At 48.6% G+C, this 12,246-nt stretch carries 12 protein-coding genes; 1 reads left to right on the forward strand and 11 read right to left on the reverse strand.

Annotated features, from left to right (window positions below):
* Nucleotides 1-6: 6 nt before the first annotated feature.
* The 11 genes from CGC65_RS28265 to CGC65_RS28320 all read right to left on the reverse strand — a co-directional run bounded on the left by CGC65_RS28265 (nucleotide 7) and on the right by CGC65_RS28320 (nucleotide 10,933).
* Complete coding sequence (locus CGC65_RS28265; RefSeq protein ID WP_007036709.1) at nucleotides 7-726, reverse strand: ABC transporter ATP-binding protein; 720 nt, start codon at nucleotides 724-726, stop codon at nucleotides 7-9.
* Nucleotides 719-1,450 (reverse strand): ABC transporter ATP-binding protein, encoded by a 732-nt coding sequence (locus CGC65_RS28270; protein ID WP_002566929.1) that lies wholly within the window; start codon nucleotides 1,448-1,450, stop codon nucleotides 719-721. Before CGC65_RS28270 ends, CGC65_RS28265 begins: the two co-directional genes overlap by 8 nt.
* Before the next feature lie 2 nt (nucleotides 1,451-1,452).
* Nucleotides 1,453-2,466, reverse strand: coding sequence for a branched-chain amino acid ABC transporter permease (locus CGC65_RS28275; RefSeq protein WP_002566930.1), 1,014 nt, complete (start codon nucleotides 2,464-2,466; stop codon nucleotides 1,453-1,455).
* A 2-nt stretch (nucleotides 2,467-2,468) separates the two neighbouring features.
* A complete protein-coding gene (locus tag CGC65_RS28280) occupies nucleotides 2,469-3,329 on the reverse strand; it encodes a branched-chain amino acid ABC transporter permease (RefSeq protein WP_002566931.1) in 861 nt (286 codons plus the stop codon).
* Between the two features lie 316 nt (nucleotides 3,330-3,645).
* Nucleotides 3,646-4,407, reverse strand: a complete 762-nt coding sequence (locus CGC65_RS28290; RefSeq protein WP_002566932.1) for a DeoR/GlpR family DNA-binding transcription regulator — start codon at nucleotides 4,405-4,407, stop codon at nucleotides 3,646-3,648.
* 99 nt (nucleotides 4,408-4,506) lie between these two features.
* Complete coding sequence (gene ydjG / locus CGC65_RS28295; protein WP_002566933.1) at nucleotides 4,507-5,487, reverse strand: NADH-dependent methylglyoxal reductase; 981 nt, start codon at nucleotides 5,485-5,487, stop codon at nucleotides 4,507-4,509.
* A 2-nt stretch (nucleotides 5,488-5,489) separates the two neighbouring features.
* Nucleotides 5,490-6,455 carry a carbohydrate kinase family protein gene (locus CGC65_RS28300; RefSeq protein ID WP_002566934.1) on the reverse strand — a complete coding sequence of 322 codons (966 nt, stop codon included), beginning with the start codon at nucleotides 6,453-6,455 and terminating at the stop codon, nucleotides 5,490-5,492.
* The gene (locus tag CGC65_RS28305; protein WP_002566935.1) at nucleotides 6,445-7,299 is read right to left on the reverse strand and encodes a class II fructose-bisphosphate aldolase; all 855 of its coding nucleotides are present in this window, start codon (nucleotides 7,297-7,299) and stop codon (nucleotides 6,445-6,447) included. Before CGC65_RS28305 ends, CGC65_RS28300 begins: the two co-directional genes overlap by 11 nt.
* A 38-nt stretch (nucleotides 7,300-7,337) precedes the next feature.
* Nucleotides 7,338-8,381 (reverse strand): NAD(P)-dependent alcohol dehydrogenase, encoded by a 1,044-nt coding sequence (locus CGC65_RS28310; protein ID WP_002566936.1) that lies wholly within the window; start codon nucleotides 8,379-8,381, stop codon nucleotides 7,338-7,340.
* A 20-nt stretch (nucleotides 8,382-8,401) separates the two neighbouring features.
* Nucleotides 8,402-9,481, reverse strand: coding sequence for a zinc-binding dehydrogenase (locus tag CGC65_RS28315; protein WP_002566937.1), 1,080 nt, complete (start codon nucleotides 9,479-9,481; stop codon nucleotides 8,402-8,404).
* A 483-nt stretch (nucleotides 9,482-9,964) separates the two neighbouring features.
* Complete coding sequence (locus CGC65_RS28320) at nucleotides 9,965-10,933, reverse strand: D-2-hydroxyacid dehydrogenase (RefSeq protein WP_002566938.1); 969 nt, start codon at nucleotides 10,931-10,933, stop codon at nucleotides 9,965-9,967.
* A 251-nt stretch (nucleotides 10,934-11,184) separates the two neighbouring features.
* Here CGC65_RS28320 and CGC65_RS28325 point away from each other — a divergent pair, with 251 nt between their 5' ends.
* Nucleotides 11,185-12,237, forward strand: coding sequence for an LCP family protein (locus CGC65_RS28325; protein WP_002566939.1), 1,053 nt, complete (start codon nucleotides 11,185-11,187; stop codon nucleotides 12,235-12,237).
* The last annotated feature ends 9 nt before the right edge of the window (nucleotides 12,238-12,246 follow it).

Below are 12,246 nucleotides of genomic sequence, written 5' to 3' on the forward strand. Positions count from 1 at the left end.
TTAGCATCATCCGCCCAGATACGCCCGCTTTACATCCTCGTTGCTCAGCAGATCCTCTCCTCTGCCCTCGATGACAGATTCCCCATTCTGTATAACAAAGGCATAATCACACAGGGCCAGCGTGTCCACTGCGTTTTGTTCCACTATGATTACCGTAATTCCAATAGCCGCTATCTCTTTTACAAACTTGAATATTTCCTGTACCAGCTTGTGCATCAGACCCAGAGATGGTTCATCCAGTATAAGCAGCTTTGGGTCTGACATGAGGCCTCTGGCAATTGCCACCATCTGCTGTTCACCTCCGGAGAGAGTGCTGGCAGTCTGCTTTTTTCTCTCCTCCACCCTTGGGAACAGTTCATATACCAGCTTCAGGCGCTCCTGTATGGCTTTTTTGTCCTGGTTCAGATAGGCGCCCATCAACAGGTTATCCTCCACCGTCATACCCCCAAACAGCATCCTTCCTTCAGGCACCATCGCGATTCCCTTGCTGACCAGTTTAAAAGGCGGCATACCCGTGATGTCCTCTCCTTTGTAGCGTATGATGCCGCTCATGGGCTTGATAGTACCTGTAATGGCCCTGAGGGTGGTGGTTTTGCCTGAACCGTTAGAACCAAGGATGGCCAGGATTTCGCCCTCGCGTACACTGAAGGACACATCGTGCACTACGGCCATGCCGTTATATCCCGCCTGCAGGTCAACTACTTCCAATAACTTCTCATCACTCATCCTTCTTTGCTCCTCCTCCCAGGTATGCATTGATTACTTCCTGATTCGATGTAACCTCATCCGGTGAGCCTACCACTAATACCTTGCCCGATACCAGAACCACCACCCGTCTGGATACATTCATAACCACGTCCATATTATGCTCAATGGTCAATATGGCGACACCCATAGTGTTAATTTTCTTAATCAGATTGACTGCATCCTTGCGCTCCGTGGCCGTCAGTCCTGCCATGGTCTCATCCAGCAAAAGCAGCTCGGGGTCCGTGGCCATGGCCCTGGCAATCTCCAGACGCTTCTTCTGGGGCACATTCAGCTTGCCGGCATATACATATTTCATATCCAGCATCCCGCACAGCTCCAGAATCTGGTCCACATGCTTCATGGCCTCCTCTATGTTATGGCGCTTGCACAGGGCGCCCACCAGAACATTTTCGTAAACCATCATATCGTTTAAGGACTGGGGAATCTGGAATGTCCTTCCGATTCCCAGTTTACATATGTCGTAAGGCTTCATGCTGGTGATGTCCTTACCCTTAAAAAATACATTTCCTTCTGTCAGGGTGTGGGCACCGCTGATGGAGTTAAACAGTGTGGTCTTACCGGCCCCATTGGGTCCCACCACGCCCACAATCTCGCCTTCTTCCACGTCAAAGGTAACCGCCTCATTTGCCACAAGCCCCCCAAAACGTTTGGTAGCATTTTTAATCTCTAATATTTTTCCCATATTCAGCCTCCTGCCACACTGCTCTTTTTCTTATTCTTGAAGTAAGAGACAATCCGCTCATACCTTCCCTCTAATATAGAAAGGATACCTCCCGGAATAAAGAGAACAATCAGGATAACCAGCGTTCCGTAAAGAATCATGTCCAGTCCTCCGTATTGTCCCAGGTACACCCTGGAATACTCCGATATGCTGGTGAGCACAATTGCTCCCAGAACCGGTCCCAGGACAGTACCCACGCCTCCCATAACAGCTGTAAGCACAATCATCATCGAGACATTGAGAGTCATAAGCATGGACGGGTCTATGTATAAAATAAACTGTGCGTATAAGCTTCCGCCAATACTTACGATAGCCGCGCTGAGCATATAAGCCCTGATTTTATAGGATGCAGCATTGATTCCAACGCTTTCCGCCGCCATCTCGTTTCCTTTTATGGTGCGCAGATAATAGAAAAATTTAGATTTATCCAGGCATTTAATAAGAACCAGAACAGCCACGGTAAAGATGAGGAACACATAATAATAGTTAAGGGGATTTTTAAACTGCATGAAGGCCCATTCATTCACACCTTTTGAATAAATATAGACTCCGGTGGCTCCCCCGCACCATTTCCAGTTGATGAATATGATTCTGGTACATTCCGCCAGAGCCATGGTGGATATGGCAAATACATGTCCCTTCAGCCTCAGGAGAGGTTTTCCCACTATAAATGCAATGAGCATGGAAATACCAACTCCAATCCATATGGAAATCCATGGGCTGATTTTGAAATAGGATACGGCAAGCCCCACCGTATAAGCTCCTATGCCATAGAACAGGCTGTGTCCGTTGGAAACCTGTCCGCAATATCCGCCGATTACGTTCCAGCCCATACCCACAATTGCCCAGACCAGAATCAGGGACAACAGGTTCCACACAAATCGGATTCTAACCACCTGCGGGAAAATGACTGCTGCCAGCACTCCGATTCCCAATCCTATGAACCACCTCTTATTATCACGCAATGTCTTTTTCATATTTATTTACCTCCAAACAGCCCTTTAGGTTTGAACTGAACCAGCAGCAGGAACACCACGCAGATACCCACATACTTAAACGCCGTGTTCATGTAGACGCCTGTGAAGGAATCAGCCAGCCCCATAATAAGTCCTCCAAAGAAGGCGCCCGGTATGCTTCCAAAACCTCCCATTACAACGGCGATGAATCCGAACAGCTGGAAATTGGCTCCCACATTGGGATAAATGTAGTAGAAATAGGTCAGTGCACATCCTGCTGCTCCTGCTATGGCCGCTGATAAACCAAATGCAAGTGCGTATGTCTTTTCCGGGTTGATTCCCACCAAGCCGGCAGCTGTCTTGTTCATGGATGTTGCGCGGATGGCCTTTCCGGTACGTGTCTTGTTGAGGAACAGGAACATAAAACCCGCCACACAGACAGAGATGACAAAGGGTACGATTTTCTGTTTGCTCAGCACCATGAAGCCTAAATCAATGGACCCGCTGATAGCCACCTCAGGTATGGTCTTAAAATCACCGCTGAACAGCAGAAGGGCCAGATTCACCAGCACCATGCTCAGAGCAAATGTAATCAGACGCTGCGAGAGGACTGGTCCCCTAAGCGCCCTGGCAATAATCAGCTTATACACGATAAAGCCAATGCCAAACATGATTGCCATACAAATAGGAAGGGATACGATTGGGTCAAGTCCGAAATACAGATTAAGATAAAAGGAACAAAACATTGCAATCATCAGAAATTCGCCTTGGGTAAAACTCAGGATACCCATAACCCCCCACACCAAGGCAATACCCATTGCTACCAGAGCCAGGGTCGAGCCATTAATAATGCCTTCAAATAAGGCCTGCATGAACATACTCATTCACCGTCATCCTCCTTGTTTGTTGTTTTGTATTTATTTTATTCAATATTAACATATTCCCCTCTAAATAGCAAGCATTTTTGTTTGTTTCAAAGATTTTTTATTTGTTTTCGGATTTTTATATGGTATATTTTTATGTTTTTCGGATTTTTACAAGGGTAAACTTATCTTTTAAGCATATTTTTTTTGTTTTAAAAAATAATCATCCGTTATTCTTTCTTTTCTTCGTATTTTTGCGCATAACAAAAGGGCGCTTTTATGAAAAACACAAAAACGCCCCTCACCATCTTATTAAATTAACATCATCTATGTATGTTTATGAATAATATACCTCTACGTGATTCCTGCTAAACAGCCGCATCCACTCATCAGAGGGCTTCCGATCCGTAACCACCACATCGATCTGCTCCAGGTCCGTAAGCTTCATGAACGCCACACGGCCAAACTTGGAGTGGTCGGCCAGTAGATAGACCTTATGGCCCCGCTCAATCAGAGACTTCTTGACATCTGCCTCTAATTCATGGGAGTCAAATATACCGCCTTCCATGCTCATTCCTTTACAGCTGATAAGCACCATATCCAGATGGTATTCCTGTATCGTGCTCCGGGCAACGCCGCCCTGCATGGAATAGGACTGGCGGTTAACACGCCCGCCCGTGGACAAAATTCCAAAACGGCTCCGTTCCATCTCTCTGATGACCTTTACGGAATTTGTCAGGACCAGAATATCTTCCCTTTCGCTAAGGTACTTTAAGGTCTCCATAACCGTCGAACTGGCATCACACCCAATACTTGCATTAGGGGGAACCATCTCGGAAACAATGCCCGCAATCGCTCTTTTTTCTTCAACATTTGTCTCCGAACGTTTCACAAAATCAATCTTCTCAGAAGACTCTGTCTGATTCAAAACAGCCCCTCCATACGTCCTGACTACCAGCCCTTCCTCCTCCAATTTTTCCAAATCACGCCGTATTGTCTCCGGAGTAACCCCAAATTGGTTGCTCAGATTGGCAACAACTACCTTTTTCTCCAGACGTACAATCTGTCTTATCTGTTCTAATCGATCTTTCTGTGCCACACTTTGTTCCTCCACATGTCTTACTGGCAAAAAACCTCATAAATAAGCGGTTTTCCTCGAATTCATTATAAAACAACCATGCAGGAATTGCAAGGAAAGTTATGAATCAAGGGCCTCTGCCATCTCTCTAATGGCCACCACATCCTCAGCATCCAGCTCCAGTTCATCTGCCCTGGTATTCTTCCTGATCTGTTCTTCGGTGGTGGCGCCGCTCAGAAGGATTACCTTATCGCCCTGGGCCAGTACCCACGCCATAGCCAGATCTGCCACCGCACAGTCATATTTCCTGCACATAGGCTCCAGGCGGTCCAGGAAATCCATAACCCTTGGCATGTTATCAGGCTGGAACCACTTCTTGTTGCACTGAGCGCCTACCGGCTTATAATCCCTGGGCAGGGCGCCGCTTAACAGTCCCATTTCCAGAGGGGAATAGGCCTGAAGCACGATTCCGTTCTCTCTGCAAAGAGGCAGAAGCTCCTCTTCCACAGCCCGGTCCAGCACACTGTATTTAGCCTGTACAATGTCAAGGCTGCCGTACTTTATGTACTCTTCCACCTGGGCTGCCGTAACATTGGCAGCTCCAATGGCCCTGATTTTGCCTTTTTCCTTTAACTCGCCCAGTAATTCCATGGTTTGGGAAATGGGTGTGTAATAAGGCTCCACCGCCTGCCAGTGGGACATATAAATATCAATATAACCGGTACCAAGACGCTCCAGGCTGAGATCCACTTCCTCCAGAATGGACTCCCTCGAAAGGTTTTTATACAGCTGGATATCCCCCACCTTGTTAAACAGGGCGCCCTCCCTGGTCCAGACGATTCCAAACTTTGTCATAACCGCAACCTTTTCCCGGTCCATGCCATTAAGGGCCTCCCCCACGATCCGTTCGCTCTGCCCAAAGTTATAGCCAGGTGCTGTATCTATGAGATTCACCCCTAATTCGGGACATTTTTGAATGGTGGCAATGGACTCATCCTTTGATTTGTCCCCTCCCCAGGCAGGACCGCCGCCGATTGCCCATGTGCCGAGCCCGATTCTTGATATGGGCTTATCCAGTGTACCTATTTTTATTGTTTTCATACTCATCCCTCCATCTTCAAATATTCCTGATAACGGGCCTCCACCTGTTCCCTGTTTCGCACTCCCGTAGTGGCGCCAACACTCTCTACGGATAACGAAGCTGTGCAGTTGGCAAATGCCGCGCACTCCTTAAGCCCCTTTCCCTCCAGCAGGCCGCATATGAACCCCGATGCAAAGTTATCCCCTGCGCCGGTGGTGTCCAGGCACTGTGTATCAGCAAATGCCGGGACTATGAAGGCTTCCTCCTGATTCTTGATAAAGCATCCTCTTTTTCCGATTTTAATGATTACATTCCTGACTCCGCAGTCCAGCAGGGTCCCGGCTATCTCTTCCAGATCCTTTTTGCCGGTAATCGCTGCCGCCTCCGCGTAATTAGGGAAAAAATAATCCACATAGGAAAGGGCTCTCTGTATGTCCTCCAGCCGCTCTCCCCTCTTGCATCCCACAATATCGGCACAGATTAACATTCCCTTTTCTCTGGCCCTTTCAAAGAGAGGTATCATCAGGCTTTCATCCAGAAGGGGATTGTTAAAAATGCTGGCAAAAGACAGGATCCTTCCACGGGACACAGACTCTCTCTCCACATCCTCCGGACAGAAGGTCCAGATGCTCCCGCTTTTATTGTTAATAAATGTCCGCTCTCCATCCTCCCTTATAAGACCTACATTGATGGAAGTGACCTTGCTGCTGTCCACCTTGATGTATTCTGTTCCGATGTTGTTCTTTCGGCAATGCTCCAGCACCAGGGAGCCGATGACATCATCTCCCACACAGCTGACCAGCCTGACCTTGTGGCCCAGCCGTGTTATGACCGTGGCTTCGTTTAAGGCGTCTCCCCCCACAGTAAGTACCATCTGTTTTACAGAATAGGATGCAGTATCCAGCACATCTGCTCCCACCGGATAAAGCTGCAAATCCGTATGGGCAGCGCCCACAATCACCACTTCACAGCATTCATTATTTTTCAAACCAACCCTCCGCCTTTCCATTGCTGCCAAACAGCAGAATCTTTTCCTCCGCCCGCTTCTGGACCGCATCTCTGACACGGATATTAAGGGCCTGATATCCCTCTCCCTTTTCGTGGGCCTGGATTGCGGACATGGCTGCCTCGCACAGCTCCGTATGAATGTTGATTTTAGTGATTCCCAGACTTATGGCATGACGGATATCCTCATCTCCTATGCCGGATGCGCCGTGGAGCACCAGCGGGATGGAAACGTCCCTGCGGACCTTCTCCAGAATCTCAAAATTAATCTGCGGCGGTGCCGTATAAGCCCCATGCTGGTTCCCGATGGCCACTGCCAGAGAATCAATATCCGTTTTTTCCACAAACTCCGCTGCCTGGGACGGATCTGTGTACATGTAGTGGTTCAGCGCTTCCTCATAATCTGTCTCAGCTCCCACATGGCCCAGCTCTGCTTCCACAGGGATGCACATGGGATGGAACTTATCCACCACCTCCCTTGTCATCCTTATGTTCTCCTCAAAGCTATAGGCCGAACCATCTATCATGAGGGAATTATAACCGATGTCAATGGCATGGCTCACTATTTCAAAGCTGCGCCCATGGTCCCAATGGATGGAGCAGGGAAGCGAGGTCTGAGTGGCATAGGAACGCATCATGTTCACAAAATGATTGATGTCCGTGTTCACAAGAAACCCGCTTCCAAATGACAAAATGACCGGGGACTGAAGCTTCTCACATGCCTTCATGACGCCCGAGAGCATTTCCACATTCCATATACAGAAGTTGGCAACCGCATAGTGCTCCTTCTGTGCCTTTACTAACATGTCCTTTGTCGATACTAACATATATAATACCTTATCCCTTTCCTGATTTAATCGCTGATTTAGTCGCTGATTTTAATGACTCCCTTAATAATCTCCGCCTTGCGGCTCAGGGATTCCTCAAATGCTTTTTGTACATCCTCATACGTATATTCATCCGTAACCATGGTCAGCACGTCGAATCTTCCTGATGATATGGCCTGGATGGTCATGGGAAAATTATTGGCATACCGGAATACGGTCTGTACTTTTACCTCACGGTTAATTTTAAGGAAGTCCACCGGGGTTTCCCCTGGTATGGTTCCCACTATCATGACCTCCCCGCCTCTTCTGACAGATGCAAATGACTGCATGGCTGTTACTCTGCTGCCTGCGGTTTCAAAAACAATGTCTGCCCCATCCCCGCCAAACAATGCCCGGCTGCGGTCTACCGTATCCTCCTTCCTTCCATTTATCACATGCCATGCCCCTAATTGCAGCGCCTTCTCCAACCGCCGTTCAATCACGTCAGCCACCACAATCCGCTCCGCTCCCATAAGGACACAGGCCTGGAGCGTCATAAGCCCGATACAGCCAGCCCCCAATATGAGCACGTTCTTCCCGGGCTTTACCCCTGCAAGCTCGGCTGCATGCATGCCCACCGCGGCGGGCTCCACCAGAGCCCCCTCCACCATGTCCATATGCGCCGGCAGATGGTATGTAAAGCTTTCCGGGTGTGTCAGATAATTGGTAAGGGCACCTTTGTAGTTAGGCTGGGTTGCCATGAAGTCCACCTGGGGACAAATGTTATAATGTCCCCTAAGACAGAACTCACATTTACCGCATGGAATTCCCGGTTCACAGAGTACACGGTCGCCTTCTTTAAACCGGGTCACCTTAGCGCCCACCGCCACCACGGTCCCTGAAAACTCATGGCCCAATCCGATTTTCTGCGAAGGATCCTTTGGCGGTATGAAGGGGCCGCACTCAAACCCATGTACATCCGATCCGCAGATTCCCACATACGCCACCTTAATCAGCACCTCGTCCTCCGCCGGAACCGGCATAGGGCATTCCTCAATCCTCATGACTCCAGGCGTAACCAAAATCGCTTCCGTATTCTTCATTTCTCCCCGTCCTTTCGGCTTCAGTCAAAATCATAGGTCAAAATGACCTTAATTGCCTCTTTATTAGCCATGGCCTCAAACCCTTCCTCCCACCTGGAGAGGCCCAGCCGGTGCGTAATCATGGGTTTAACCTGAATCCGGCCGGCAGCCAACAGCTGCAGGGCATTCCTCCATGACGTGGCATCATACGCCATATGCCCTATGATAGATACTGCCTTCATGGATATGTCATTGATGGAAAATCCCACAGGCTTAAATCCCATACCAACCCGGACGATTTCCCCGTTGCAGCGCACCATCTCAATGGCCTGCTTCAGACAAATATTGGCGCCTGCACAGTCTACCACCAGACCGATGCTGTCACTTCCTCCGCATATCTCCTGGCAGCGTTGCACCACATCCTCTGCGGAACCGTTCACCACTTCCGTAGCTCCCAGCTGCCTGGCTACCCCGAACCGTACCTTTACATCTTCCTCCAGTCCAACCACCACAATATTAAGGGCCCCCATTATCTTTGCTATCTGCACGGAGAAGAGGCCCAGAGGCCCTGTACCGAATATAACCACATTCTCTCCCGGCAGGAAGCCGGAACGCTGGGCAATGGCCTTATACGCATTACAAATGGGATCCATCACAGCCGCTTCCTCATATTCAAGTCCTTCAGGAATCTCCCAGATGGCTCTCTTGTGAATGGCAAGTATCTCCCCCGGAATTCTGCAGTACTTTGTAAAACCGCCGCTGTATCCATACCCCAGGCCCAGATTGACCTTCTCTGAACAGAGCAGATAATCACCCCGTTCACAGGCAGGACATCTGCCGCAGACATGTCCTGTATTATCAGATACAATTCGCTGTCCGGGCCTCCAGTCCTTTACATTCTTTCCCACCCGGACAATCTCTCCGGCAAACTCATGGCCGCGGACAGAGCCAAATTCATCCGAACCATTATCCACTTTGTAATGCTTCATATCTGCCCCGCAGATAGCAGCTGCCTTTACTTCCAGGATGATATCATTATCGCCGCATTCCGGCTCCGGTATGTCAATCATCCTGTAGGTCCCAAAATCGCTGGGACGGCCAAACTTTGCCAATGCTTTCATCATTCGCCCTCCTGACTATTTTATGTAATTATAATATCACTATTTTTATTTAAAATCAACATTATTTATTTGTTTTAATCACTATTTCTTTTGGTTCAAAGATTTATTGTCTGTTTATTCAACAAAAATAACTCGGAGCGGAATGGGAGCGGGGGCGGCGGATACGGCTGCGGAGCGGGAATCACTAAGGACCGTTCCACTCACCCGCTGCGTAACTCCCCACCTGTGTCATTCATACTCAAATCCAACGAATAAAAAATGGCATGCCGGGGGGACCGGCATGCCGCTATATATACCGGGCTGCATTATCTTGGTATTTTTGTATCCTGATATGCAGCCCGGTATATGAATGTTTGATAAAGTGAGTTTTAGTTTAAGTCAGTATGAATCTAAATAAATGGTAATCCGGATGGGTATTAAACTAAATGAGATAATATAAGCAGCACAAATCATGCCGGCGATGGGCGTGCGCGTACTCCTTCCCTACTTATTCACCACATTCACCGGGCTTCCGTCCATAAATGACTTCAGGTTCGCCACTGCTATATCCATCAGCCGCTGCCTGCTCTCCCTGGGCGCCCAGGCAATGTGGGGCGTGATGAAGCAGTTCCTGGCCTGAAGCAGGGGGTTGTCCCCCTTTATGGGCTCCGTAGATACCACATCCAGTCCGGCAGCCCCAACTTTTCCGGAATTCAGAGCTTCCTTTAAATCCTCTTCCACAATCAACGGACCTCTGGAATCATTGAGAATGATTACCCCGTCCTTCATCTTCGCTATGGACTCCTTGTTAATCATTCCCGCGGTCTCAGGGAACAGCGGGCAATGAAGGGCAATTACATCGGACATTCGGTATAATTCATCTAAATCAGCATAGTGACAATTTTCATTTTCCAGCGCCTCATTCCGGTAAGCATCATAAGCCAGCACTTTCATGCCAAGAGCCTGGGCAATACGCGCTGTTCCCTGCCCGATACGCCCAAATCCTATAATGCCTATAGTCTTTCCCGCCAACTCGATAAGGGGATAATCCCAAAAACACCAGTCCGGACAGCTTTGCCACCTGCCTTCATGGACAGCCTGACTGTGATGGCCGATATGGTGGCAGATTTCCAAAAGCAGGGCAATTGTATACTGGGCAACCGCAGCCGTTCCATATGTAGGAATATTGCATACAGGGATTCCCTTGGCTGATGCTGTCTCACAATCCACCACATTGTACCCGGTAGCCAGCACACCCACATAACAGATATGGCCGCATGCCTCAAATACTTCCTTTGTGAGGGGCGTCTTATTGGTAAAGACAGCCTGGGCATCGCCAATCCTCCTTATAATCTCCGCTGTATCTCCCACCGGAGTCCTGTCATATACAGTAAGCTCCCCCAATTCCTGCAGCCCTTCCCAGCTAAGGTCCCCTGGGTTTTCCGTGTACCCGTCCAGAACAACAATTTTCATGTCAAACACCCCTTCTTTAACGTAATTTTTTATTGGTATATAATTTATAATACGTGGTTTTATCTTTGTTGTCAACATTTTTTCTTTGTTTTAAACAATCGTCTCTTATACTTCACATTCAGGCCCCATTTCCTCCCATTCGCGGACAAATTCCACACATCTCTCCATTCAATGCTATAATGGAACCATCAGTACTGAGTACAGCGGCATACCGGGAAACCGCACCATTCTCACTGAAAGGAGCTGCACCCATGAACCTTAACTGGAAAACCATTTTAAAAAAGGCAGGTATCATCCTGCTGTCCACACTGCTCTTCGCCCTCTGCTCCGGCCTTCTCTACATTACAAAGATGGCCGGCTCCATTAATATTACCCGGCCGGAGGATGAACCAGAGCTGGCCTCCGCCATGACCAATGAAAACCTGGACACAGAGACCCAGGAAAAGTTGGGCGGATATTGGACCATTGCTGTCTTTGGCGTGGACAGCCGCAACGGAAAACTCGGAAAAGAAAATAATGCCGATGTACAGATGCTGTGCTCCATCAACAGGGATACTGGTGAAGTACGCCTTGTATCATTATACCGCGACACATTTCTGATGAATGACACCACAAACAGCGGATATGGAAAACTGAACCAATCCTACTTTCTGCAGGGACCATCCGGCAATATTTCTGCCATTAACACAAACCTGGATATGAAGGTGGAGGATTTCGTGTCCTTTAACTGGAACAGCGCAGCGGATGCCATCAACCTTCTGGGCGGCGTGGACATAGAACTGTCCAAGGCGGAGTTCTATTATATCAATGCTTTTATCACGGAGACAGTGAACATCACAGGAATCCCCTCCACCCATCTGGAAGGACCCGGCATGCAGCACCTGGACGGCGTTCAGGCTGTTGCCTATATGCGCCTGAGGCAGATGGACACAGACTTTAAGAGGACCGAACGGCAGCGTTCTGTTATTGAGCAGGTATTTGACAACGCCAGGAAGGCAGATATTTCCACCCTGATTCAGGTATTCCATACAGTGGCGCCTCAAATCATGACCAGCATAAGCGAGGAAGAGTTTATGGATATTGCATATAATATAAAAAACTATCACATAAACGGTACAGCCGGATTTCCTTTTGAACAGACCACCGCAAGCCTGGGCAAGACAGGCAGCGTGGTCATTCCCAGCACCCTGGAATCCAATGTGGAAGAACTGCACCGTTTCCTGTATGACGATGATGCCTACACCTGCTCCGGTCAGGTCCGGGACATCAGCAGAGAAATCATAAAAAGGGCTGTTAAAAATTAAGGAGTTATG

The sequence above is a fragment of the Enterocloster bolteae genome (genome assembly GCF_002234575.2).
Classification (GTDB): domain Bacteria; phylum Bacillota; class Clostridia; order Lachnospirales; family Lachnospiraceae; genus Enterocloster; species Enterocloster bolteae.

Excerpts from the sequence above, each read along its gene's own strand:
- CGC65_RS28265 (WP_007036709.1), bottom strand. The coding sequence starts at position 726 with ATGAGTGATGAGAAGTTATTGGAAGTAGTTGACCTGCAGGCGGGATAT.
- CGC65_RS28270 (WP_002566929.1), bottom strand. The coding sequence starts at position 1,450 with ATGGGAAAAATATTAGAGATTAAAAATGCTACCAAACGTTTTGGGGGG.
- CGC65_RS28275 (WP_002566930.1), bottom strand. The coding sequence starts at position 2,466 with ATGAAAAAGACATTGCGTGATAATAAGAGGTGGTTCATAGGATTGGGA.
- CGC65_RS28280 (WP_002566931.1), bottom strand. The coding sequence starts at position 3,329 with ATGAGTATGTTCATGCAGGCCTTATTTGAAGGCATTATTAATGGCTCG.
- ydjG (WP_002566933.1), bottom strand. The coding sequence starts at position 5,487 with ATGAAAACAATAAAAATAGGTACACTGGATAAGCCCATATCAAGAATC.
- CGC65_RS28305 (WP_002566935.1), bottom strand. The coding sequence starts at position 7,299 with ATGTTAGTATCGACAAAGGACATGTTAGTAAAGGCACAGAAGGAGCAC.
- CGC65_RS28310 (WP_002566936.1), bottom strand. The coding sequence starts at position 8,381 with ATGAAGAATACGGAAGCGATTTTGGTTACGCCTGGAGTCATGAGGATT.
- CGC65_RS28315 (WP_002566937.1), bottom strand. The coding sequence starts at position 9,481 with ATGAAAGCATTGGCAAAGTTTGGCCGTCCCAGCGATTTTGGGACCTAC.
- CGC65_RS28320 (WP_002566938.1), bottom strand. The coding sequence starts at position 10,933 with ATGAAAATTGTTGTTCTGGACGGGTACACGGAAAACCCAGGGGACCTT.
- CGC65_RS28325 (WP_002566939.1), top strand. The coding sequence starts at position 11,185 with ATGAACCTTAACTGGAAAACCATTTTAAAAAAGGCAGGTATCATCCTG.